Genomic DNA, 24,603 nt, shown 5'->3' with positions numbered 1-24,603 from the left:
TTATTTTGCGGGAAACATGATGTGAAACACAGTCCCTTTCTCTGGGTCGCTATCTACCCGGATGGTTCCGTTGTGATTTTCTAAAATATTAAATGTCACCATGAGCCCAAGTCCTGTTCCCTTTTCTTTTGTCGTTAAAAAAGGTTCGCCGATCCGCTTCATGACCGATTCAGGAATACCAATTCCTTCATCTCTAATCGTGACAAGTATCCCTTCTTTTTCGGATTTGGCGGTAATGTCTACCTTCCCTCCGTCCGGCATGGATTCGACGGCATTTTTGATTAAATTGATAAACACCTGCTTCAGCTGGTTTTGATCCCCATTCATCAGAGATCCTCCTCGATATCACTTGTGTTCATCAAAATTCCATTTAAGTTGGCCTGTGTCTCTAACAGAGCGGTGACTTCGCTAATGATTTTTTTCAAATCAAGCGTCTGCATGGATGCCGTTTGCTGCGGCTTCGCAAGCATTAGTAGCTCACTTAAGATGATTTCAATCCGGCTCAGCTCAGAGAAGACAATTTCAAAATATTGATCACGGTCTTTTGTTTTTGGTTTAATGAGCTGTAAAAAGCCCTTAATCGCCGTCAGTGGATTCCTTATTTCATGTGCAATGCCTGCTGCCAATTGACCTGCGATTGATAATTTTTCAGAGCGCAGCATGAGTTCCTCTGTCTGTTTTCGTTCAGATATATCTCTTAAAATAATTTGAACGGCTGTTTCACCAAAAAATGTGGTAGGGATACACACCATTTCTGTATAAATCAACCGGTGTTTAAACGTATGGCAGCTCATCGTCACAATCTCAGAATCTGATGCTCTTTCGATTATACGTGATAAGCTCTTTTTGACTTTTTGCTGATCACATGAATGGATTTGATGAAAGATATCTTTTCCGATTAATTTATCGTAATGTTCGGCTTCAAATAATTTAATACCTGATTCATTCATAAATACCCATTTATGATCGTGGATGACGGCGATGGTATCAATAGAATTTTGGATAAGCAGCTGATACCGCTCTCTGCTTTTCTGAAGAACGGTTTGAAATTTTTTACGGGAAGAGATATCCACTAATAGTAAAAGTTCTGCCCGTTGATTTTGATAAATTGCCGGAGATGACTTCACTTCAATATGAATCATGCTCCCGTCTTTCCTTTTCCATATTTGTTCAATCATTCCGACTGGAAGGCCTTGCTGTAGTCTTTTGATTCGGCTTCTCACAATGTCATGGTACTCCTCGGCAATAAAATCAAACGCAGACTTGCCGATCATTTCATCTTTTGTACATACACCCATTAATTGCAGCATCGCATCGTTGGCATACACTATTTTCCCAAGCGCCGTAATACATAACGGATTTGGCAGCATGGCAATCAGATTTTCAGCTTCACTGACATCTTGGAAAGCCGGTAGACTGCCTAACGACTGTTCTGACACTTCTGTTGGTTGAAATGCTGCTTTTTGAGGCTCTGTATTCATTACCCTCATTTTCAGGATCATTTCTCTACTTAATTCGTTGTCTAACCCATCACAAGCAACAAAATCAATGCTTGCTTCTACCCATACAGCTGTAAGATCACTTCTAAGCAGTCTAAAGTGGCAAATCTCTAGCATGTGCTGATTATAGAAATAACTTTCGACGAGAAATTGATCTTCGGTATGAACAAAGTCTTTCAAAAAACACCCTAGTAAATCCTTTTGTTCATAGAGCAAAAGCTGCTTACAATTGGAAGAAATGTAGAGAAAGCGGCCATTAGAAGAAAGAACGGCATGTAAATCAATATTCGAGTACAGCTGATTCGAATCTTTCATTTTTTGTTCCATCGTCGTCCGACCCTCCTTTAATTTTTTTAGGGTTGTCCTTAGTTTGATGTATAAAAAGGATTCGCTAGAAAAACCGTATTTTCCTCCCAATCTCGTGTGAAACGTCCATATTTTCAGCAAAAAGGGAGCACTTTCTCTTGCTGTGCTCCCTGCTGTTTATTGCTTTTCATATTTCTTTTGTAATTCAACGTACTTATCAACAATTTTACTTGGAATGGTTTTAATGACAGGATCTTTATCTGATACATACGGTGTGACGACACTAAATGCTACTTTCGGATTGGAAGAAGGATAATATCCTCCAAAGGTTAAATTGTACGTGGCATTCCCCCACCAGCTCCGGTTGGCACCATAGTAGAAGGTTTGGGCTGTACCCGTTTTCCCTGCGACATCATGCTGACCGAACCGGCCAGCGGCAGTCCCGCCTGTTGATGTGACCATTTTTAGTCCCATTTTGACGCGGTCGATATCTGCTTTCGAGTTGTTAATGGTGTTCAGCACCTTCGGCTCATATTTCTTCACAACAGGACCTACTTCTTCCTTATTCGTTGGAAAGTGAACACTTTTCACCACTCTTGGCTGAATACGGTTACCTCCATTTGCGATGGTCGACATGTATTGTGCGACTTGAAGTGGTGTATATGTGTCATACTGACCAATCGCTTCATCAAGCAAGAGTCCGCCGACTGTCTTAGGATGCGTCTGCATCCCGCTTGATTCCTGCGGCAAGTCGATCCCTGTTTTTACGCCAAGTCCGAATTGCGCATAATAGTTTCTCATTTTTTGTAAGTGTTCAGGTCTTGCCGGTAACGGGCCATTCTTTTGGTAGGTGATCCCTGCCATTCTCATCGCTACATGAAACATATAGACGTTTGAACTTTTTTGTAGCGCTCGAAGATCATTAACCCAGCCAAGATTGGTATATGATTTCTTCGGTTTTCCATTTCCCGCAAAATACAGCGGTGTATCCGTATAGGATTGGTTGTGTGACATGCCATCTTGATAACCAGAGAGGACAGTAGCTCCTTTGACAACAGAGCCCATTTCATACTGAGTCGTAAATGTTCCGATCGCATAATCTGTGACGTCTCTTCCGTCCATTTTCTTACCTGACATTGCGAGAACATCACCTGTGTTAGGGTCCATCATCACAACAAAGGCACGGTCCATCATATAGTTTCTTGCACTAGCGGATCTTAGCTCTGATTCAACGATTTTGTCGACTTCCTTTTGCAGCTCCATATCAAATGTGAGTGCAAGGTCAAGTCCTCTTCGTCCTTCTGTCCGCTTGATTTCATCAAGCAGTTTGCCGCCGACCTGTGTATATTGAACAGTTGCTTTTTCTGGATTGAGAAAATCTTCATATTGATATTCTAAATAACTTTTTCCTACTCGGTCATTTCTCGAGTAACCTCTTGCCATATAGTAATCTTCACGCTCTTTTATAATACCTTGCTCTGGGGTGGTGACACCGCCAAGGACATTATAGAGGGTTTTTTCATACGGATATTTCCTTGTCCAGTCATTGATGACATTTACACCAGGCAGTTCATCAAGATGCTCTGATACAATTGAGATCTCTTCGTATGTCAAACTTACGGATGATGTCTGTTTTGATTCTTTTGTTTCATCGAGTAAAGCAACTTTTTCGTCCCCTTTTTTCTCTTCGTTCGGGTCCATTGCTTTCACGATTTGAGGTTCAAAGGCATATCCGCCTGTAAACCTGCGATAGATCGCTGCAACTGCTTTTTCCTCTGCATCTTTTTCGATCGCCTTGACTTCTTTCTTAGGCACACGCTCTACTTGAAGAGGATAGACATCTTTTGCTTTAAGATTCTTTTGCTCTGCTTTTGAAATGAGCTTATCCGCTTCTTTCGGATGGCTGGCCAGCCAAAAATCTCGAATGTCACGCTCTCTCAAAAAATCTGTATCCATTTTTATATAAGTCGCAAGTTTTCTTGCTACTTTAATCTTATCCTCCGCTTTCACACCGCTTTCTGATGTATAAACGATGGCAGGTACACTTTCGTTATCAACAACGACTCTTCCTCTCGCGTCATACATTTTTCCTCTTGGAGACGGGTATGATGCTGTTTTGACCTCAGTTCGGTTGGCTTGCTTTTTATAATCCTCACCATTGACGATTTGCAGCACACCGAGCTTGATGACAAGTCCAGCAAATAAACTAAATACAGCGAAGAAAAAGAGATTAATTCTCCAGGCGTTCCGGCGCTTCATTTTTTTCTGCTCGGCAGCACCTTGATGCTGTTTCTCTCCCACTTATGTAGCTCCTCTCATCCTTTCAATCTTTTACAATTACCACTCATTATTGTAACACTTTTGTAATAGTTGTTACAGCGAAACAAGTGAAAAAAAGCTGTCAATCCCTATTCTGCAAAAAAATATACTAACACTTTAAAATATTGGTATGTTTATGTCGTTTTCTTTAAATAGAAAGATTCTCCATTCATTGATATGAGGAGATTCTTTCTATGACTTTAACAAAAATGACAAATAGGCGTTGTCAATGGAGGATGCTGGTACGTTTATAACAAAAAGTCCATGTTATGATTTTCTGTGAGAAAACAAAACAAAGATTTTAGGAGGAGTTACAAAATGAAAAAGAAATCATTCATTTTTTCAGCGCTAACAGCTGCTGCATTGATCACGTTCACTGGAGGGCATTCAGCTGATGCGAAAGAGCTTAACCTGAAACAAGTCATAAACGTACAGCATCAAGCCATTGATCTTCATACATTAGCTGCAAAATTACATATCTCTTCAGATGTAAACAAGCTAAGCACTTCAAATCAAAAAGAGATCGAAGCTCTATTAAACAAGCTGATCAAAAGTGGTCAACCTGTTACTGGAACAAAAGTGGTGAAAGAAGTAAACAAAGCAAAAAATGAACAAAAACAAGAATCAGTGAAAAAACCAGCTGCTTCTAAACCAAGCACACCAGCAAAAGAAAACACAACGAACAACAGTTCAAAATCTGATCAAAAAGACACAACTGCAACAAAAGCAGACAGCAGCTTAAATGCATTTGAACAAGAAGTGGTTGAGCTGACAAATAAAGAGCGTGCAAAACAAGGCTTAAAAGCTCTTTCTGTTGATTCTAAATTAAGCAAATCTGCTCGCGCTAAATCACAAGATATGAAAGATAAAAACTATTTCTCTCATACAAGCCCAACTTACGGATCTCCATTTGATCAAATGAAGCAATTTGGTATCACGTACAAAACAGCAGGTGAAAACATTGCTCAAGGTCAAAGATCACCTCAAGAAGTAGTAACAGCTTGGATGAACAGTGAAGGTCACAGAGCGAACATTTTAAACAAAAACTATACTCATATCGGTGTAGGTTATGTGAAATCTGGTAACTACTGGACGCAGCAATTCATCGGAAAATAAGATCAAAAAAACCTGTCTCTATTTGGGACAGGTTTTTAGTTTGTCTTCTTTTTTCAGCAATGTGAGGGCTTGTTTACACGCTACAAACTGTTCCACGTAGGCGGGGCAGTTTTTTTATTTCACCCATAATTTATAGATGCTTTGTGTTCCGCTGTTTTCTTCGCCCTGTTCGCTGAGCTTTTCATATAATGACTTCGCTAGTGACAGGCCTGGCATCTCTTCTCCCATCAGCTCTGCTTCTTCAAGTGCAATGCCCATATCCTTAATAAAATGCTTCACATAAAATCCTGGCTCGAAATCACCTTTCAGCATTCTTGGTGCAAGGTTTGACAAAGACCAGCTGCCGGCTGCTCCTGTTGTGATGCTTTTAAGTACCTGCTCTGGATCAAGTCCTGATTTTTCCGCATAAGCCATTGCCTCTGCCACACCTACCATCCCTGCTGCGATAGCAATTTGGTTACACATTTTTGTATGCTGACCACTTCCTGCAGGTCCTTGATATTGAATATTTTCTCCCATTTGCTGAAATAGCGGCAGGCACGCTTCATAGGCTGCTTTTTCTCCGCCAATCATAATGGCCAGCGTGCCGTTTTTGGCTCCTACGTCTCCGCCAGAGACCGGCGCATCTAATGCAAATAGTCCTTTTTCCTTCGCTTTCGCTTCAATTTCTTTTGCCAGCTGAGGTTTCGATGTGGTCATATCAATGAGGTATGTACCAGGCGCAGCATGTTCCAAGAGTCCATCTTCTCCTAAATAGACTTCTTCTACATCTGATGGATACCCGACCATTGTGATGACGGCATCTGCCTCCTTTGCGATCTCCTTTACGGTCGATTTCCATAGAGCACCTTTTTGAACCAATGTGTCTGCCTTTGCTTTTGTTCTTGTATAAACGAGAACTTCGTAGCCAGCATCCATTAAATGCCCTGCCATACTACGTCCCATTACACCGATTCCAATAAAACCAACTGTTTTGATTTGTGCCATCAAGAATTCCTCCTTATAGAGACTTTGTCAATCCACCATCAATGATGAGGGTTTGACCTGTCATATATGTATTGGCTTCAGATAAAAGAAAAGCCGCATATGCTGCAAATTCCTCTGGCTGTCCGTAACGGCCCAGCGGAATCATACGTTCAGCTTGTGCTTTGATCTCTTCAACCGATTGTTGCTCCTCTTGTGCACGGTGTTTGTCCAACTGTTTCACGCGCTCTGTTTCAATTTTCCCCGGGGCTAAGGTATTGATCAAAATGCCATCTTTGGCAAGCTCCTGGGCAGCTGTTTTTGTCCAGCCGGTAATGGCCGGTCTAAATGTATTCGACAGCATCAAGCCTGGGATCGGTTCTTTGACCGACATAGATGCAATATTTAACACTCGTGCACCTTGTTTTTTTAAATACGGCAAGGCTTCTTTTAATAACCGAATATAGCTGAGTAAATGAAGCTGAAAGGATTCCATCCAATCTTCATCTGTTAAGGTTTCAAGTGTTCCTGTTTGAGGACCGCCTGTATTGTTCACTAGTATATCAAGACGTTTTTCATCACCTGCTGCTGCGACGACAAGTGCTTTAATTTGCTCGGCATCAGATACATCACATACTTGATACGTCAGCTTCCCTTTTACAAGCGGGGATAATTCTTTGACCGCTTCTTGCAGCGTGTGCTCATGTCTTCCCGAGAGCATCACATCTGCTCCCTCTTTTGCAAGATGAAAGGCAATGGCTTTACCGATACCTTGACTGCTTGCTGCGACCAATGCTTTTTTTCCAGATAGATTAACATGCATGTTGGCACCCTCCTCTGTTCATATTTTATCATACAAAAAGAACCTTGCTCACATGGCAAGGTTCTTTTCTACAAGATTATAGTTTAAACCGATTGACTGCCTGACGCAGTGCCTGACTTGATTCGTTCAACATTTCTGTTGATGTTTTCGTTCTTTCTAAAGCTTGTACTTGTTCGTCTGTGGAAGCATGTACTTCCTCAGCTGAAGCGGCGGATTCTTGTGAAATGGCCGCAATACTTTGAATGGAATCATTCATTTTCTGCTGTTCTTCAGTCATTTCATTGATTTGTGTATGAATGCTGTCAATGGAGCCGACAAGTGCCTGCATTTCCATTGTGATACTGCTGAGTGCCTCACCTGTTGAATTGATGGCATCACCTTGTTCTTCATTCATTTTGCTTGCTGCTGTCATCGCTTCAGCTGCCTTTTTCGATTCATCTTGAATGAGTTTTACGGTTTCACTAATATGTTTCGTTGATTCTGCAGATTGTTCAGCCAGCTTTCTGACTTCTTCTGCAACAACAGCAAATCCTCTTCCGCTTTCTCCTGCTCTCGCTGCTTCAATACTTGCATTCAGTGCGAGTAAATTCGTTTGATCTGAGATTTCAGAGATCGCTGTTACGACGTTTTCAATATTTTTTGTTTTATGCTCAAGGTCAAGCAGCATTTGCTCTACCTTCTTCGATTCTTCATTCGCTTGTGTTGATTTTTGGACGAGCAGACCAAGAGCATCAAGTCCTCTATAGCTTGCATCTTCCGATGATTTTGAGTTGGTTTGCATTTGCGTGGCAAGCTCACCCATATGACGAACTTTTTCATACAAATGCTCTGATTTTTCATTAATGGTTTCCGCTTCTGATGCTTGTTTCGTCGCTCCTACAGCGACCTCTTGAATAGCCGTTGCAATCTGTTCACTAGACAGCAAGGTCTCGTTTGAAATTTGGGTCACTTCATCCGTTGATTTCACAACCTGATCTGAAGACTCTTTCACTTTTTCAATTAAATCCCTGATGCCTTCAGTCATTTGATTAAAGCTTTTCGTCAGGAACCCTATCTCATCCTGAGACTTCGACTCAAGCGAGCTGGTTAAATCGCCTTCAGACACTTTACGAACATGCTCGATGAGGCGTTTAATTGGTGTTGTAATGCTTCTAGCCAATAAGTAGCTTAGAATCATGGCAAGTATAATGGCAATGACAGAAATAATGATACTTGTCTGATTCATTTGTTCAGTGATCCAAAGAAGTTTCTTTTTCTCGAAGCTCACACCGATCGTCCAGTTTGCCTCTTTAATTTTTGAGATGACGGTCAGCTGTTTGTCATCATCAATACCCGAGTTGTCGATCGCTTTTTTCACAGAAGCGACTTTTGAGATATTTTTTCCTTGCTCTGTTGGATGTGCCAAAATGGTCCCTGTGCCGTCAACTAAGAAAGCCGTTCCCATATAAGGAATCTTTTGTTCTTTTATATAAGACTGAATGGAAGCCAGTTTCAAGTCAAGTCCAGCGACACCGACTACTTTCCCGTTTCGTACGATCGCCTTTGTGGCTGAAACGACCATTTCATTTGTTGCTTTATCAATGTACGGATCTGTCCATAGGACGTCGTCAGGCTTTTCAGCCGCTTGAATATACCAGTCTCGTTTAGACGGATCATACCCTTCACCAAAATCGGACTCCGGGAAAGCGAACATTTTACCATCACTTGTTCCTATATAGGCAAGCGAGATGAGTTCATCCTGCTCCTGCAATCCTTTTAATTCATCGTTTTCAAATGCCAATGTCTGCTTTGTTTGTTTCTGTGCAAAATCTTCAGTAAGTGTACTTGTTGCCAATTTGTTAATCGTATCACCGTAATTCTCAAGCTTTAGTGCTATGATGTCTCTCATGCTTTCTGCCGTTGCTGCTGTCGTTGTTTTCGCATCTCGTTCAATCAGTGGTCTTAATACTAAATTGGAACCCACTTGAACTGCGACAACGGTTAAAATTAAAATAACTGAGATGAAAACAGCTATTCTCACTTGAAGTTTCTTAAACATCTCATCACCCCTACATCCTACTTTCGCATCTTAATGTGTATATCGGCAAAATTGGTACCGCATTCAATAGTTGTAAGAAAATTTAAATAGAAAAAACAAGCCATAATGACTTGTTTTAAGTAAAATATTCAATTTTTGCAGACGGAAAGTACTGTTCGATATATGATTCTAATGTCTGTCTAAGTTCTTGTTCTTCATCTTTTTGATAGATATATTTTCCAATTCCGTATCTACCCCACTTATATCTTCTCTTTTCTTCATCTAGTTCTAGTTTTGTTTTTGGATAGTTTTTTTGGATGACACGCTTCGCCGGTTTTGTAAAACGGTGCTGAATCATTTCAAAGGTGATATCTTGTCTCACTTCTTCAGGAAGAGCTGCATCGAGTTTTTCAAATAGAACTTTATAGCCCTCTTGCCACCCTTCATGAATGTAAATAGGGGCAATAATAAAGCCCAGTGGATAGCCTGCTTTCGCTACCTTTACAGCCGCTTCAATCCGCTGATCGAGTGGTGATGTGCCAGGTTCGAAATATTTAATGACATAATCGGCATTGATACTAAAACGGAATCTTGTTCGTCCATTGTGTTTTGCATCTAACAAATGGTCTACATGATGAAATTTCGTAACAAAGCGTAGTTTGCCAAGATCGGTTTGACCAAAGTATTCAATCGCTCGTTTGAGTGTGTGAGTCAAATGGTCAATTCCGACGATATCAGATGTACACGAGGCTTCAAATCGCGTGATATCAGGCGCACGCTCGTTCATGTACTGTTCAGCCTGATCTAAGATCTCTTCTACATTGACATATGTGCGAATGTACGGCTTACTCCCCATAGTCGTTTGCAGGTAGCAATAATGGCAATGCCCCATGCATCCTGTCGCAAACGGAATGGCATACTCTGCAGATGGTTTAGATGTATCAAATTTTAAGGTTTTTCTCACGCCGATAACGAGCGTCGACTTTGCATTACGGTACTTTTGCAAATCATTTTTCCCCGGAATATTTCTCACTTGGTTGTGTGAGGTTGTTTCTCTAATTTCAATTCCCATGCCTTCAAACTTTTCTTTCAGCTCTTGTCCTAATGGGTACTCTAGCGCCCGAGGTTCAATATACACAAGCTGGGGAACGAACGGTTTGATCATAATTAGCACATCCTTACCTTATAGGTTCATATCGTTACTTTAACCTCTCAGGATGGCTTCTATCCTTTCTAAAATCTCCCTTATTCAAACAGATCTTGATAAAGGGCTTCTGCTTCTTCGTATGTTGGAAATACGGCATCATCAGGGGCTAATGGGTGATATGTTTCAAGTAGAAATAGCGCAAGCTCTTGCTCATTGTAAGGGTGTGAAACGATTTCCGCTTCTTTAATTTGTGCGACATTGGCTGCATGTGGATTTCGATAAATGACATATACTTGATCACCCGGCTTATAGTTAGAGAAAGACAAACTGGTCACCTCCATTTTTTATTTTAGGATGCCCTTCTCTGCAAGCGATATGACTGATTATGATAAAATTCGACAAAAAAACCAGACAGTTTGACCTGTCTGGTTTACATCACCTAGTTATGTTGAAACGTTTTTTTCACGAAATCAACCACTTCTTCAGTTGTACTCAGTGATAAGATATGCTCTTTAAATGATGCAGCTTCTTCCTTAGAAAGCTTGCTTAACTGCGTTCTTGCTGGAAGAATCGATGTTGCGCTCATTGAAAATTCATCTAATCCTAATCCAAGTAGGAGCGGGATTGCGATTTCATCTCCTGCCATCTCACCGCACATGCCAACCCATTTACCTTCTTTATGCGCTGCTTCAATCACAAGCGTTATGAGGCGTAAAATAGCTGGATTGTATGGCTGGTAAAGATAAGACACTCGTTCGTTCATTCGATCAGCAGCCATTGTGTATTGAATCAAATCATTTGTTCCAATACTGAAGAAATCTACTTCTTTTGCAAATTGATCTGCGATAACAGCTGTTGATGGAATTTCTACCATCATTCCGATTTCAATGGAATCAGATACTTCTGTACCAGCAGCAACCAATGCTTCTTTTTCTTCAAGTAAAATAGCTTTTGCTTCTCTAAATTCTGATAACGTCGCGATCATAGGGAACATGATTTTCAAGTTTCCATATGTACTTGCACGAAGTAACGCGCGTAGCTGTGTTCTGAAAATCTCCTGCTCTTCAAGGCAAAGGCGGATCGCTCTATAGCCAAGGAACGGGTTCATTTCTTTTGGAAGCTGCAAGTAAGGAAGTTCTTTATCGCCACCAATATCTAGTGTGCGGACAACCACAGCTTTGCCTTCCATCTTCTCTAAAACGGTTTTATACGCATCGAACTGCTCTTCTTCTGTTGGGAGCTGATCTCTGCCCATGTATAAAAATTCTGTACGGTACAATCCAACTGCTTCGCCGCCATTTTCAAGTACACCTTTTACATCTTCAGGTGTTCCAATATTCGCAGCTAACTCTACGTGAACGCCGTCTTTTGTGACCGTTGGCTGGTCAACAAGTTTCGCCCATTCCGCTTTTTGAGCTAAGTAGTCTTCATGCTTTTTTTGATACGCTTTCACTTCATCTTCAGAAGGCTGAATGATGACGTCTCCACTAATACCATCAACAATGATCAGATCATTGTTTTTCACCGTTTTTGTTGCTTCTTTTGTCCCAACAACTGCTGGAATTTCCATTGATCTAGCCATAATCGCTGAGTGAGAAGTACGACCACCGATATCTGTCGCAAAACCTTTGACGAATTGTCTGTTCAACTGAGCTGTATCAGAAGGTGTTAAATCTTCAGCAATGATAATGACTTCTTCAGAAATCATACTTGGGTTTGGAATGTCAACGCCTAGCAAATGTCCAGTGACACGTTTTGTTACGTCGCGAATATCCGCTGCACGTTCTTTCATGTATTCATTGTCCATTGCTTCAAACATTGTAACAAACATTGTTGCTGTTTCTTTTAAAGCAAATTCAGCATTTACTTTATCCGATGTGATTTTATCCTTCACTGGGTTGAGCAGCTCTGGATCACTTAACACAAGAAGGTGTGCAGAAAAAATATCCGCTTTATCTTGGCCAAGTTCTTTTAGCGCATGTTCTTTAATTGCTTCAAGTTCTTGCTTTGAAACATGAATTGCTTCTTCAAAGCGTTTCACTTCTGTCTCTGGATCATTGATGTCTTTTTGGTGAACTGTTAAATCTGGTTCTTCTAGACGATATGCTTTTGCAATCGCAACGCCTGCTGAAGCACCGATTCCTTTCAGTTGTTGCATTACTCGCCTAGGCCTTCACTTTTCATTGTGTCTTTTAGCGCAGCAAGTGCATCATTTTCATCAGAACCAGAAGCAGAGATAGTGATTGTAGCACCTTTCGCAATTCCTAGAGACATTACACCCATAATAGATTTCAGGTTCACTGTTTTACCATTATATTCTAAGTTGATATCAGCATCATATTTACTAGCAGTTTGTACAAGAACTGTTGCAGGACGTGCGTGAATTCCAGAATCTGCAGTTACTTTGAATGTTTGTTGAGCCATTTTTATCAATCTCCTTTTTATACATTTCATACATCCACAATATTATATCATACTGCCGAGCTTGTCATCTAACAAGAACGGCAGTTATGAAAATTATTTTGAAATTTTCATGATGTTTTCTTGGCCAGCTTTGATTTCACCGGATTCTTGAAGGTCAATAAATTGTCCTTCACTTAAGTTTGTAAATACAATTGGTGTCATTAAAGATGGTACTTCTGACTTAATTTTATCAATATCAACCTCTAAAAGTTTTTGACCGATTTCTACTTGGTCTCCCTCTTGTACAAATGCTTCAAATCCTTCTCCTTTGAGGCTGACTGTATCAATCCCGAAGTGAATCAAGATTTCAAGTCCACCATCAGACTGGAGGCCGATGGCGTGTTTTGTTGGGAACACATTTAAGATTTTTCCTCTTACTGGTGAAACCACTGTTCCCTCTTTTGGCAAGATAGCAAAACCGTCACCCATCATTTTCCCTGAGAATACTTGATCTGGCACATCTGTAATTGGATGCAGCTCCCCTGTAATTGGTGAAGCAAACGTTTCTTCCCCTTGTTCGTTTTGAAGCGGTTTTGCAATGACTTCTTCAACCTGCTGGCTGACTTCTTCTTTTGCAGAAGGGTCTTTCGCTGGTCGAGGTGTGCGCCCTGCAATAATGTCTTGCATTTGTGTTTTTAAATTATCAGAGCGTGGTCCAAAGATGGCCTGGATGTTATTCCCTACTTCAAGGACACCTGAAGCGCCAAGCTTTTTCAAGCGGTCTTTATCCACTTTTTTCTGATCATTTACAGTGACACGTAAACGCGTAATACAAGCATCTAGGTGTTTAATGTTTTCTTGGTCACCCATTGCTTCAAGAATTTCATAAGGTAAGTCATCGCCTTTTCCAGATTGAGCGCTGCTTGCACCGTCAGCTGCTTCATCTTCTCGTCCTGGCGTTTTCAGATTAAACTTGCGAATCGCAAATCTGAATCCGAAGTAGTAAATGACAGCCAGTACGAGACCGACTGGAATAACAAGCCACCAAGCGGTTCTATTCGGCAGGATACCAAATAGGAAGAAGTCGATTAACCCTCCTGAGAAGGTCATCCCGATTTTCACGTTTAGAATATCCATTATCATAAAGGATAATCCAGCGAATACACAGTGAATCGCAAATAATATCGGTGCAACAAACAAGAATGAGAATTCAAGCGGTTCAGTGATCCCTGTTAGGAAAGAAGTAAGGGCCGCTGATCCCATAATTCCTGCTACAAGTTTTTTATTCTTAGGTTTTGCTTCATGGTAAATCGCAAGTGCTGCTGCTGGAAGTCCAAACATCATGAACGGATATTTCCCTGACATGAATGTCCCAGCTGTCAGCTGAACACCATCTTTGATTTGCGCCATGAAAATACGCTGGTCACCACGGATAATATCTCCTGATAAGCTCTTATAGCTAAAAAATTCATACCAGAATGGTGCGTAGAATATGTGGTGCAGACCAAACGGAATTAATGAGCGTTCAATGACACCGAATACAAAGGCAGCTAGCGGCTCATTCGCTGCAAGCAGTCCAGTTGAAAATGAGTTCAATGCACCTTGGATTGGCGGCCAAATGACGAGCATCAAAAGCCCTAAAATAAGTGCTGAAATCGACGTAACGATTGGAACAAAACGCTTACCAGCAAAGAAGCCAAGATATTGCGGGAGCTCAATTTTGTAAAATTTATTAAACATATAAGCGGCTAATACCCCGACAATAATCCCGCCAAACACGCCGGTAGACAAGGTCGGTATGCCGAGCATATTCACATACGCTGGATGACTTTCCTTAAAGAACTTAGCCAATTTGATTGAATCGGATGGAATGGAACCGTTGGCCATTAATACGGCACTCATCGTTACGTTCATGACAAGGTAACCGATGATAGCGGCAATCCCTGCCACACCGTCTCCATTGGCAAGACCGATGGCAACCCCTACAGCAAATAGGAGTGGAAGATTCGAGAAGACAATATTCCCCGCATTCTCCATAACACTAGCAACAAGCTGAATTGTATCATTGCTTAAAAATTGAGCGACATCAATCAGCTGCGGATTTTGCATCGCATTTCCGAGTGCTAGTAAAATACCAGCAGCAGGAAGGATCGCAACTGGAAGCATAAGTGCTCGTCCAATTTTTTGCAACACACCAAAAAGTGATTTAAACACTGGTTGAACCTCCTTTTGTTTTCGCTTACAACATGCATTTCAATTACACACTGACGTACATTTCATAATTAACCGTTTACATTTCACTTTCAGAACACAAAAAAGGCATGGTGATATAAGGTTGCGCAAATAACAGGATCTTATCCTGTATTTACCTTAAGTCACTCATGCCTGATCGAATCAGTTACACGTTTCAAGGAAACTATGAAATTTTATTCGTCAATCTGTACAGGTGAAGTGTCAAATAGACAGCTTCGGCATCTTGTACAGGCTTTTTCAATGCATGTTGCAAAATTTTGATCATTTTCCAAGCAGTATTGTAGCATAAAGGATATTCATTTTTCAATAGATGAAGCAACTTTTCTGGCTCCTCTAATGATTCTTCCCGTTTAATACGCTCAATCGAAAACGTAATATGGCGCAGTAAGCGTAAATAATGAATACTTTCTCTATCTACTTTCATATGAAATGCATCTTCTATGACTTGGACCATTTGTGTCATGAGCTGCGAATGACGGTTGACCTCGGATAAAGGCCGGTTCGTTAAAGCAGAGTGAATGTGGAGCGCAATAAAGCCAATCTCTCCTTCGGGCAGCTTTGTTTCAACATCTGGCCGCGCATTTATCAGTTCCACGACTTCCTTTGCGACCTCGTATTCTTTCGGGTATAAGGATTTCGTTTCAAGCATAAAAGGATTGGTGATATCATAGCCTTGCTTAACTCGCTTAAAACTAAAGGCAATATGATCTGTCAGTGCAATATGAATATGCTCATTTAAACGATGCCCCATTTTTTCTCGTATATGATAAATGACGTCATTGGCAAGCTCAATCATGTCCTCATTAATGTGGTGCAGCAATTGTTTGTATTCTGTTTGCTCTTTTGTATTCTTTAACACAAACATTTTCTCAAATGCCGCTTGATCGAGAACGTCACCCGATTTTTTCCCAAAGCCGATCCCTTTATCAATCAGGACCACTTCGCCTAAAGAAGGGTGTTTTGCGATGATGACATTATTATTTAACGCTTTATCAACGGTGAAGGATTCCATGAACATCCCCACCTCCTTCTTATTCAATCCTTCTTATCGTACAAAACAGATGAAACGTGCGTCAACGATTGTTTTTCAAAATAGTCGTTGTGCGCTCAACGAGTCGATATGAAAGCACCCTTTTTTCTGGTGCCTCACCTTGTAACACTCGATTAAACAAGTCAAATGCTTCCTGTCCCATTTGTTTGAGGGGAATATCTATACTAGAAATCCCCAATGCTTCACTCAATTGATCGTTTTGAAAGCCAAGTATGGCTGGTGATTCTCCAACGTTTATTTGGTGACGCTGTGCTTCTAGTAAAAAACCTGCTGAGACATCATCGTTCGTAATCAGTAAGGCTGTCGGACGATTTTTCATCTCTTTCCATTCTGTAAATAATTGCTTGCCATCAAAAATGGTCAGTTTTCCTTCAATGACCCAGTCCTCATCAATGTCCTGCCCAAGCGACTGCATCATTTCTTGATAAGTCTGAATGCGAACTTGGCTATTCTCCCCTTCTGTTCTAGCAAGAACGATTGCGATTCGCTCATGACCGCATGCCGCTAAGTGTTCAAGCCCTTCCTTAAAAGCCTGATCATGCGCAATCGATACCGATGAACATGTATCATGCGGAGTAGGATGACAAAAGATAATAGGACCAGATTCCTGCCACTTTAAAATTTCTCGATCACTTAACGCATTTGAGCAAAAGATTAAACCATCCACACGCTGCTCTTTTAAGCTCATTAATGCTTCTTTTTCCTTTAATGGGTCATATCCTGTTTGAAACAAGGCAAAATGCATTCCGCACTCCTGTGCTTTCTCTGCAATCCCTGTGACAATTCCGCTGAAATAGGAGTGATCAATTGTCGGAAGTACAATTCCAAGCATATTGGAATAGCCCTTTGCTAAATGAACTGCCTGAATATTCCGTGTATATTTGAGCTCTTTCATCGCACTAAGTACGCGCTCTCGCTTTTCTTCTTTGACATAAGGATGATCATTCATCACTCGTGATACGGTGGTAACCGATACACCCGCTCTTTTCGCAATATCCCTTATGTTAGGCATTTTTTCTCCTACTTTCTCTTGATATGGTAAGCGTTTCATACTTTAAGATGTATGTGAGCTGAACAAATCACTGGGTGGAAAGGGGAATTCAAGATGGGTATTATCATATGGATCATATTATGTTTGACTATTTTGTTTTCTGCTCGATTCGCACTACATCCTTTAGGAAAAGAACATAAAATCAAGCCGTTTCAATCAATTGATGATTTTTTTGTTGATAAGGATCGCAAAGAGTGACAAAAAAATCACGATGACGCTCCCAATACTTGGACGTTCATCGTGATTTTTTTCATTACTTGATGATCGTCAACTCTTTTGGATAATTGGTTAAGGTGACTGGGCCATCTTTTGTAATGAGAACATCGTCTTCAATTCTAACCCCGCCGACTCCTGGTACATAAATACCCGGCTCGATCGTATAGACCATCCCTTCTTTTAGAAGGTCATCATTTGCTTGACTCATAGAAGGGAACTCATGAACAGAAACCCCGAGTCCATGCCCTAGACGGTGCGGGAAGTATTCGCCATATCCTGCTTCTGCGATCAGCCCTCTTGCTTTTAAGTCAAGGTCACCAATTCTCACACCCGGCTGGCTCATATCAAGTGCTGCCAATTCGGCTTTCAAGACGGTGTTGTAAATATCTTTTTGTTGTTCAGACGCTTCTTGATAGATGAAGGTTCTTGTAATATCTGAACAATAGCCATCCACAATCACGCCGAGGTCAAATAAAACAAAATCACCTTTTTTCAAGGCTGCCTGCCCCGGATTTCCATGAGGTTCTCCTGATTTTTCTCCGAATAGTACCATGGTTGAAAAGGACATGCCCTGAATGCCTTTTTTCTTCAGTTCATATTCGATGACAGCAAGAACTTCGGTTTCCGTCACCCCTTCTTTTAGGGCATGAACCCCAATTTTGACGCCTTCGTCTGCCAATTGAGCAGCTTTTTTCAATGTTTCAATTTCAGCTTCGTCTTTAATTAGTCTTAGCTGATTGAGCACATCTTCTGCCCGGACAAATGTTTCTGCCCCAGTGACAGCTTGAAGCTGCTCTGCTCTTTGCAAAGGAATGGATTCTTTTTCAATCGCTAGGCGAGTCGCTTTTACTCCTCGTTTTTCTAGTGCCTTTTGTATGAAATCAAAGGGGTTTTCATGGTCTTCATATCCAATGAGATCTCCAGTCCATCCCGCATTTTTTGCTTGCTCAACTTCCATCTTAGGCAAAATGAAAAATGGATCTGCTTCCTGAAAAACAAACAGCCCCATCACTCTTTCATGCGGCTCTGTGAAGTATCCAGATAGATAGAATACATTCTCCTTTGTATGTATAAATGCACCTTGAATGTCTTTTTTCTTAAGCCAAGAAGACAAGTTTTTCATTCGATTCATCGTGATCCTCCTCACACGTTTGACTACTGATCTATTGTATCAGTTTTCACTGTATTTCGCACAAAAGCGCACTGACCTAAAGCCAGTGCGCTTTTGTGATTTGCTTAAGAAGCACGAAGCAAACGAAGTCCGTTTAAAATAACCAAAATCGTACTGCCTTCATGCCCAATGACACCAAAAGGTAAATCAAGAACTTGTAAGAAATTCGCACAGATTAACAAACAAATAACTGTTAATGAAAAGATGATGTTTTGTTTAATGATTCGGTTCATCTTTCTTGAAAGACGGATCATCTTTGTTAGATTGTTTAAGTTATTTTTCATTAAAATGAGATCTGCTGTTTCTAAAGCAACATCTGTGCCTCCGCCCATTGCGACGCCAACATCTGCTGTGGCGAGTGCCGGTGCATCATTGATTCCATCTCCGACCATAATGATCGAATCACCTTGTTTTTTCAGTTGATTGACTTCATGTACCTTTTCATCTGGAAGACATTCAGCGACAACGGTTTGGATGCCTGCTTCCTCTGCAATCGCTTCAGCTGTTTTTTGCTGATCCCCTGTGAGCATGACGGTTTGGATGCCTAAATCATTCAGCTCCTGAATCATTTTTTTGGCCTCAGGTCTGATTTGATCCTTCAAACCGAGACAGCCGACGACTTCTTGATTTTTTTGAACATAGACAACTGTATATCCTTTGGATGAAAGAACATCACCATTCTCTTCAATGTCACGATCCATTGAAGCTTTTCCGGCAAAATCTTTCTTCCCAATCCGCCATGTGTCCTCATTTAATTGTGCTTCCACACCAAAACCTGATGTTTCTTCAATCGTTACGTGGGCTGCCCGCTCTGTATAATGCTCTTTTGCCATATCAGTAATGGCTTTAGCTAATGGATGGTTTGACTGACTTTCAATTTGATAGAGTGCATGATAAAAGGTCGATTCATCTTGCCCTTTTGCCAAGACCACTTTTTCAACAGCTGGTTTTCCACTTGTAATCGTACCCGTTTTATCAAATGCAATCATCGTACTTGTGCCCAGTTTTTCTAAAAAGACACTTCCTTTTACAAGCATACCGTTTCTTGCACCGTTTGAGATGAGTGAAAGAGCTGCTGGCATAATTGAGGCAACAAGTGCACAAGGCGAGGCAACTACCATAAACACCATCGCGCGGTAAAACGTTTCACTCATGCTCCAGCCAAGTACAAAATGAGGTAGGAACATTAAAATCGCTACAGTGATGAGCACACCTTTTACATAGGCACCTTCAAATTTTTCAATAAACGCTTGGCTTGGCGATACACTTTCTTGTGCAGATTCCACCAGCTTAATGATTTTATGAAAAAGTGTTTCTTCATTATGTTTTGTTACTTCTACTGTTAATGAACCATTTAAATTCACTGTTCCTGCAAACACATCTTCCCCTTGCCCTTTTTCCTGAGGCACCGATTCACCCGTTAAGGCAGATTCGTCTACACTTGTTCTTCCGCTCATGATCACACCATCTGCTGCAATTCGTTCGCCCGCTTTGATTAAAATACGGTCGCCTGGCGTAAGTGAAGAAGCAGCGATTTGGATGGTGGTGCCATCTTCTTCAATTAAAGTGGCTTCATCTGGAGCGATACTCATTAAGGCCGTTAAGTCTTTTTTACTTTTATTTGACGTATACGTTTCTAGCGCACCGCTAAGCGAAAAAATAAAAATTAAAATGGCGCCCTCTGCCCAGTAGCCAATGATCGCTGAGCCTATCGCAGCAAATATCATTAAAAGTTCTACATTTAATGTCTTGGATGAAATGGTTTCTTCAATTCCTTCCTTTGCCTTTGCAAAACCACCAATAACAAAAGCAAGAATGAAAAGAGGAATACTCCACATCGTTTCATCCTTTAGAAACCATCCAATCAAGATGAGAATCCCCGAAATGCCTGCTGCGATTAATTCTCCGTGCTGTGCCCATTTTTGAAAGAGCGAGTTGGATCCCTTTTGATCTGTCGTTTGATAAAGTGCTGTATTCTCATTCATGATTACTTTCTCCTCTCTAATTGATAATGATTTTCACATTATCAATCGTTGCCCGTTCCGTTTATCATCTATATTTTCTGCTATTTCAAGCTTTTTATAGGTCTGTAACTCATTATAACAGGTTCTGATCAATTTTCAATTAATAATTATTATAATTTCTTTTTGATAATAATTATCATTATTAGTGTCCGACATTTCTTCCTCTTTCTGAGCACATTTTATTCATGTGAAAGGTAATTGAACACAAAAAAGAACCAATGGATCGCCCATTGGTTCTTTACAGAAAGCTTGTGTTCTACGAATTTGTCCACTCTTTGATTTGTTTTTTCGTCAGCGGACCTACATGGTTTTTGACCACTTCACCCTTTTCATTGATGAAAAAGGTCGTCGGGATCGTAATGATTTGGTATTTCTTCATCATTTCGCCGTGCTCATCGAGAACGATCGGAAATGTAAACTTTCTGTCTTTCACAAATTGGGCAACTGCATGCTTGCTTTGCTCAGCACCAAGTAAATTCACAGTCAGTATGTCTACATCACTTTGATTTTCTTTCACGATCTGTTCAAAAGCTGGCAGCTCCATTTTGCAGGACGGGCACCACGTTGTCCAAAAATGCAGAATGGTCCGCTTCCCTTTCACCGGGATCACCTGTGTTTCACCTGTTAATGTAGGAGCTTCTATCCTCGGCGCCATTACAGGCTCTTTTGCTTCAGCCTCTATGCTCATCAGAAATAAAAGAAGGGTCATCATGAGAAGACTGGCGGGTAGATATTTACGATTCATCAGCATCTTCCTTCCTGATTTTCCTATAGCTTGCCCGCTAGCTGCACATGACATTCAAGCTTTTTTCAATGTAAGAAACATGGAGACGCCGAGTTCCTTGCAAATCGTCGCATAATGCAAAGCCGTTAATAGCAGCATCCCCGTGTTCATTCCTAAGATAACGCCCATCATATTTAAGGATTCGATGGATCCTAGGAAATACACCATAGAGAACGACACCACGTGCACCCATATATTATGTAGGAACACATCTTTAATGAGACCCATACCAATTAAACACGCTTGAAACGGCATCACGAACAGGTGGCATAAGAAATAAGGCCATAGCAGCTGCAAGTAGACGGCTGCTTGAGGTGAGTCAAAAAAGAGCTGCGTGAGCGGATAAGCGAAATAATACATGATCATCACCGCTGGCACCCCATAGCCAAACGTAATGAGAATCGCTTGTCTGACACGTTTTTTCACGAGATCATACTGCCCCAAGGCATAGGCTTCTGATACATTCGGAATCATCACAATCATAATGGAATGAGCGATAAACGCCGGAAAAAAACCAATCGACATCGCTACGCCAGCAAGCATTCCGTAATGATCAACCGCAAGCGTACCAGAAATGCCCGCTGCAACGAGGGCTCCTTTGATTAAAAACGGTTCAACTGCATTGGCAATGGCATGAAAGATACGCATACCTGTTGTCGGAATGGAGACTGCTAACAAACGTTTTCTGACGTCAATTCCTCTTAACTCAACCGATCTGACATTCACAGCATTTTTCGCCATGACGTATTGGGAATATAAATAGATAAAGACGACGAGATCACTTGCAACAATCACACCAATCGCGATAAGCACCGCTGTTTCAATATCAAACGAATACCAATGAAAAAACAAAAACAAACAGATAAGCTGGATCGTTTTTTTCAGCATATTGGCTAGAGCAATTCTGCCCATTTGCTGCTTGCCCATAAAATAGCCTCGTGCAATGGACGTAAATGCGATGATTGGAATGAGTGACAGAACCAAGCCCTTCATCAGCGGATGATACGATTGAAATACAGGAATGAAAGGCAGTACAATGGCTGCTATTGTCGTTGTTGTGCATGTCACCACAAGCGTCATTTTAAATGCATGGCGAAGCATACTTTTATGAAGCCGCTCATGCGATTCTGCAATGAATTTAGAAATGGAGACTGGAAGCTCCAAGCTGGCGATCACAAGCACAAGCATGATGATGGGAAGGATGCTCATATATAAACCCATTCCATGTTCTCCAAGCTCTCTCGCTAAAATCATATTGACTAAAAACTCGATACACTCAGCAATGAAAGCTGCGACAGATAGCAGAATGACCCCTTTTACAAATCGATTCATGTAGCCTCCCCTTGTCTAAAAGCAAATTCTTTTCACATTCTATGAGACAAGTCCTGAAAATATTTTAATAATTGAAGACAAAAAAAACAGCGACTGATTGATCGCTGCTTTTCTTTACACTGCAAACACGTGACGGCCAATGCGTTCTACAATTTTACGAGAACGAATCCAGTTATCTGTCGCCGTTTTTGGATTATAAAAATAAATCGCCTTTGTTGTTCTGTCATCTTCTTTGACAACCTGCTTCACAGCTTTTACGGAATCCTGGTCTGCCTTATCATTGATACTTCCATTTGATACGGGCTGGAAGGCATTTCGCTGATAAATCACGCCTCTGACACTGTCAGGAAAAGAGCGGTGTTCCACGCGGTTTAAGACGACGCTTGCTACAGCTTTTTTCCCGGCGTAAGATTCACCTTTTGCTTCGGCATGTACCAACCGAGAAAGCAAGTCCATTTCTTCATTAGAATAGTGTGATTGATTTCTTGAGCTTGCTGGCTTTGCCGTTTCCTTTTTCTTCGGCTTCGGTTTTGATGCCTTTTCCTCTGTTGATGTGCTTAGCATTTTCACTTTCGGCTGATGTTTCTCCTCTGAAAACGCAGGAATCACGGTATGCTTATTATCTTGATCTATATATGAAAGCTGATGCTTTTCAGGTGCTTGTTCAAGTTTCTGACTTAATGTGCCCTCTTGCTCTTGTATATTGTCCATCTTGATCGCTGAGATGAGCATAAGGATGGCAAAAAGAGCTGTATGAATTTTGATCATTCGCCTCATTCCTCCCTTAATTAATGTAGGCCGTAAGATACTTGTCCACTCTAACAAGAGCTTCTTCTATTTTCACGCACAAAGATTTTCATGCCTGTCCAAATTCCGTCATTAAATGGCATGTCCTAGTTGAAATACGCATGAACTGGTAATGTAAGCGTTTAATATAGTCTCTTTTTAGCCTATAATCATCCTTATGCTCCTGATTATGGGTTATTACATTTTCTTTTCATATGTATCAAGCTGGTTTGAAGTGTGACAAAAGAACCAAAATAAAAAGCTTTTTCTCATGAATGAGAAAAAGCTTTAGCTTCTTGCTTCTTTAAGATATTCAAAAATAACATCTCCACCATGCTTGGCGATTCCGCGAAAATGTTTAAAATCATCTTGATTGACCAATACAGAACGAAATGTTAAAAAATCATCCTTTTGAATGGTCACTTGTTTTTCAGTACCATTCCGTAATGATTCTAGTATTGTGTTGATGTGTTCTTCAGTCAAAAAAATCGCTCCTTTTCAGCCTTGATCAAATATTAAATATACCATTCGTTTTCAAAGCGTACAACGAAAACGAAAGAAAAACGTCTTTATCCTTTACATTGGTATGAAAATATTGCAAAATACTTTTTAATAGGGAATGAAATCTGTTTTTAAAGGAGAGGGATCGGTTGAAGATTGCAAAAATTGGGAATGTGATCGAATTTAGAAATGGTTTAACAGGTGTAGTTGAAAAAGTGAATGAAAACTCTGTTATTGTGGATGTCACCATTATGGACAACTATAGAGATTTAGAACTGGATTCACTAACAGTCGTTAATCATAAAAACTATAAAATCATCAAAGACTCCGTACATTAATTTGCAATCCTCAATTCAGACTACCGTTACATAAAGATATACACAGCAAAGCTGACTCGTGTAACAGCTCTGTTCTCTTTTGACAATCACATATGAAAAAGGCTGACAACCATATAAAGTGGCGTCAGTCTTTTTGCGCGTGAAAGGTTTGCATTTCCGCTTTTGTTTTGTACATATCAACTTCTTCAGGTGTTATCACGCCTTTATCAATTAAAAGGGCGATCACTCCAAGTAATGTGGAGGCACTCCATTTATATCGTTCTTTGTTTTGATGTTCAAGCATCTGAAGCTCTTCCCTTAATTCCATTAGCAGCTTCTCTGTTTTGTCTTCTTTGTTTGCCAACACAAACGCCTCCATTTTCATTCGCTCGTTTCAATTTTATCTTAAAGTAAATATATGAAGAATAAAAGCATGATACACCTTTACAAACATACGTTCTGTCGTGTATACTATACATACGAGCTGGTAGCCCCCAGCCGTCCTAGCAAGTTCTATTCCTATT

20 protein-coding genes and 2 pseudogenes are annotated in these 24,603 nt (G+C 40.7%); 2 read left to right on the top strand and 20 right to left on the bottom strand.

Going from position 1 to position 24,603, the window contains the following annotated elements; genetic code table 11:
* Positions 1 to 1,826: pseudogene (locus tag AC0VYC_RS06685) on the bottom strand (PAS domain-containing protein).
* A gap of 156 nt (positions 1,827 to 1,982) precedes the next feature.
* Complete coding sequence (locus AC0VYC_RS06680; protein ID WP_475389757.1) at positions 1,983 to 4,106, bottom strand: peptidoglycan D,D-transpeptidase FtsI family protein; 2,124 nt, start codon at positions 4,104 to 4,106, stop codon at positions 1,983 to 1,985.
* A 336-nt stretch (positions 4,107 to 4,442) separates the two neighbouring features.
* On the opposite strand from AC0VYC_RS06680, the gene AC0VYC_RS06675 reads away from it, so the two are divergent.
* Positions 4,443 to 5,240, top strand: coding sequence for a CAP domain-containing protein (locus tag AC0VYC_RS06675; protein ID WP_007498701.1), 798 nt, complete (start codon positions 4,443 to 4,445; stop codon positions 5,238 to 5,240).
* A 114-nt stretch (positions 5,241 to 5,354) separates the two neighbouring features.
* On the opposite strand, the gene AC0VYC_RS06670 is transcribed toward AC0VYC_RS06675, so the two are convergent.
* The 17 genes and pseudogenes from AC0VYC_RS06670 to AC0VYC_RS06590 all read right to left on the bottom strand — a co-directional run bounded on the left by AC0VYC_RS06670 (position 5,355) and on the right by AC0VYC_RS06590 (position 23,744).
* Positions 5,355 to 6,227 (bottom strand): NAD(P)-dependent oxidoreductase, encoded by an 873-nt coding sequence (locus AC0VYC_RS06670; protein WP_047946011.1) that lies wholly within the window; start codon positions 6,225 to 6,227, stop codon positions 5,355 to 5,357.
* A gap of 13 nt (positions 6,228 to 6,240) precedes the next feature.
* Positions 6,241 to 7,026, bottom strand: a complete 786-nt coding sequence (locus tag AC0VYC_RS06665; RefSeq protein WP_017367137.1) for an SDR family oxidoreductase — start codon at positions 7,024 to 7,026, stop codon at positions 6,241 to 6,243.
* Between the two features lie 76 nt (positions 7,027 to 7,102).
* A complete protein-coding gene (locus tag AC0VYC_RS06660) occupies positions 7,103 to 8,050 on the bottom strand; it encodes a methyl-accepting chemotaxis protein (protein ID WP_370529227.1) in 948 nt (315 codons plus the stop codon).
* Positions 8,042 to 9,064 (bottom strand): annotated as a pseudogene (locus AC0VYC_RS06655) (cache domain-containing protein); the annotation flags it as partial. The pseudogene AC0VYC_RS06655 and the gene AC0VYC_RS06660, both read right to left, overlap by 9 nt.
* 115 nt (positions 9,065 to 9,179) lie before the next feature.
* Positions 9,180 to 10,208 (bottom strand): spore photoproduct lyase, encoded by a 1,029-nt coding sequence (gene splB, locus AC0VYC_RS06650; RefSeq protein WP_007498710.1) that lies wholly within the window; start codon positions 10,206 to 10,208, stop codon positions 9,180 to 9,182.
* A gap of 80 nt (positions 10,209 to 10,288) precedes the next feature.
* A complete protein-coding gene (locus tag AC0VYC_RS06645) occupies positions 10,289 to 10,531 on the bottom strand; it encodes a transcriptional regulator SplA domain-containing protein (RefSeq protein WP_034646394.1) in 243 nt (80 codons plus the stop codon).
* Positions 10,532 to 10,629: 98 nt separating this feature from the next.
* Complete coding sequence (ptsP, locus tag AC0VYC_RS06640; RefSeq protein WP_008348058.1) at positions 10,630 to 12,348, bottom strand: phosphoenolpyruvate--protein phosphotransferase; 1,719 nt, start codon at positions 12,346 to 12,348, stop codon at positions 10,630 to 10,632.
* A complete protein-coding gene (locus AC0VYC_RS06635) occupies positions 12,348 to 12,614 on the bottom strand; it encodes a phosphocarrier protein HPr (protein ID WP_003211078.1) in 267 nt (88 codons plus the stop codon). Before AC0VYC_RS06635 ends, ptsP begins: the two co-directional genes overlap by 1 nt.
* A 93-nt stretch (positions 12,615 to 12,707) precedes the next feature.
* The gene (gene ptsG / locus AC0VYC_RS06630) at positions 12,708 to 14,807 is read right to left on the bottom strand and encodes a glucose-specific PTS transporter subunit IIBC (RefSeq protein ID WP_475389754.1); all 2,100 of its coding nucleotides are present in this window, start codon (positions 14,805 to 14,807) and stop codon (positions 12,708 to 12,710) included.
* A 202-nt stretch (positions 14,808 to 15,009) separates the two neighbouring features.
* A complete protein-coding gene (gene glcT / locus AC0VYC_RS06625) occupies positions 15,010 to 15,864 on the bottom strand; it encodes a glucose PTS transporter transcription antiterminator GlcT (protein ID WP_017359435.1) in 855 nt (284 codons plus the stop codon).
* 55 nt (positions 15,865 to 15,919) lie between these two features.
* Entirely contained in the window at positions 15,920 to 16,909 is a 990-nt protein-coding gene (locus AC0VYC_RS06620; RefSeq protein ID WP_285527703.1) for a LacI family DNA-binding transcriptional regulator, read from the bottom strand.
* Between the two features lie 292 nt (positions 16,910 to 17,201).
* Positions 17,202 to 18,296 (bottom strand): M24 family metallopeptidase, encoded by a 1,095-nt coding sequence (locus tag AC0VYC_RS06615; protein WP_135008964.1) that lies wholly within the window; start codon positions 18,294 to 18,296, stop codon positions 17,202 to 17,204.
* A 104-nt stretch (positions 18,297 to 18,400) separates the two neighbouring features.
* Complete coding sequence (locus tag AC0VYC_RS06610) at positions 18,401 to 20,320, bottom strand: heavy metal translocating P-type ATPase (RefSeq protein ID WP_475389751.1); 1,920 nt, start codon at positions 20,318 to 20,320, stop codon at positions 18,401 to 18,403.
* A gap of 295 nt (positions 20,321 to 20,615) precedes the next feature.
* Entirely contained in the window at positions 20,616 to 21,104 is a 489-nt protein-coding gene (stoA, locus tag AC0VYC_RS06605) for an endospore biogenesis thiol-disulfide oxidoreductase StoA (RefSeq protein ID WP_047946017.1), read from the bottom strand.
* A gap of 54 nt (positions 21,105 to 21,158) precedes the next feature.
* The gene (locus AC0VYC_RS06600; protein ID WP_041507392.1) at positions 21,159 to 22,475 is read right to left on the bottom strand and encodes a polysaccharide biosynthesis protein; all 1,317 of its coding nucleotides are present in this window, start codon (positions 22,473 to 22,475) and stop codon (positions 21,159 to 21,161) included.
* Between the two features lie 114 nt (positions 22,476 to 22,589).
* The gene (locus AC0VYC_RS06595) at positions 22,590 to 23,243 is read right to left on the bottom strand and encodes a cell wall hydrolase (protein ID WP_045035134.1); all 654 of its coding nucleotides are present in this window, start codon (positions 23,241 to 23,243) and stop codon (positions 22,590 to 22,592) included.
* Between the two features lie 306 nt (positions 23,244 to 23,549).
* Positions 23,550 to 23,744: a hypothetical protein gene (locus AC0VYC_RS06590; protein WP_008348081.1), complete on the bottom strand. Its 195-nt coding sequence runs from the start codon at positions 23,742 to 23,744 to the stop codon at positions 23,550 to 23,552.
* A 167-nt stretch (positions 23,745 to 23,911) separates the two neighbouring features.
* On the opposite strand from AC0VYC_RS06590, the gene AC0VYC_RS06585 reads away from it, so the two are divergent.
* Entirely contained in the window at positions 23,912 to 24,100 is a 189-nt protein-coding gene (locus AC0VYC_RS06585; RefSeq protein WP_003211747.1) for a YkvS family protein, read from the top strand.
* Positions 24,101 to 24,224: 124 nt separating this feature from the next.
* Here the strand turns inward: AC0VYC_RS06585 and AC0VYC_RS06580 are convergent, their stop codons facing one another.
* On the bottom strand, positions 24,225 to 24,443 hold the full coding sequence (locus tag AC0VYC_RS06580) for a hypothetical protein (RefSeq protein ID WP_017367128.1): 219 nt from the start codon (positions 24,441 to 24,443) through the stop codon (positions 24,225 to 24,227).
* Positions 24,444 to 24,603: the final 160 nt, after the last annotated feature.

This window comes from Bacillus sp. iso_77 (genome assembly GCF_056173625.1).
The sequence above is the reverse complement of the archived record's forward strand: the minus strand, read 5'-3'. Positions and strand labels throughout refer to the sequence as shown.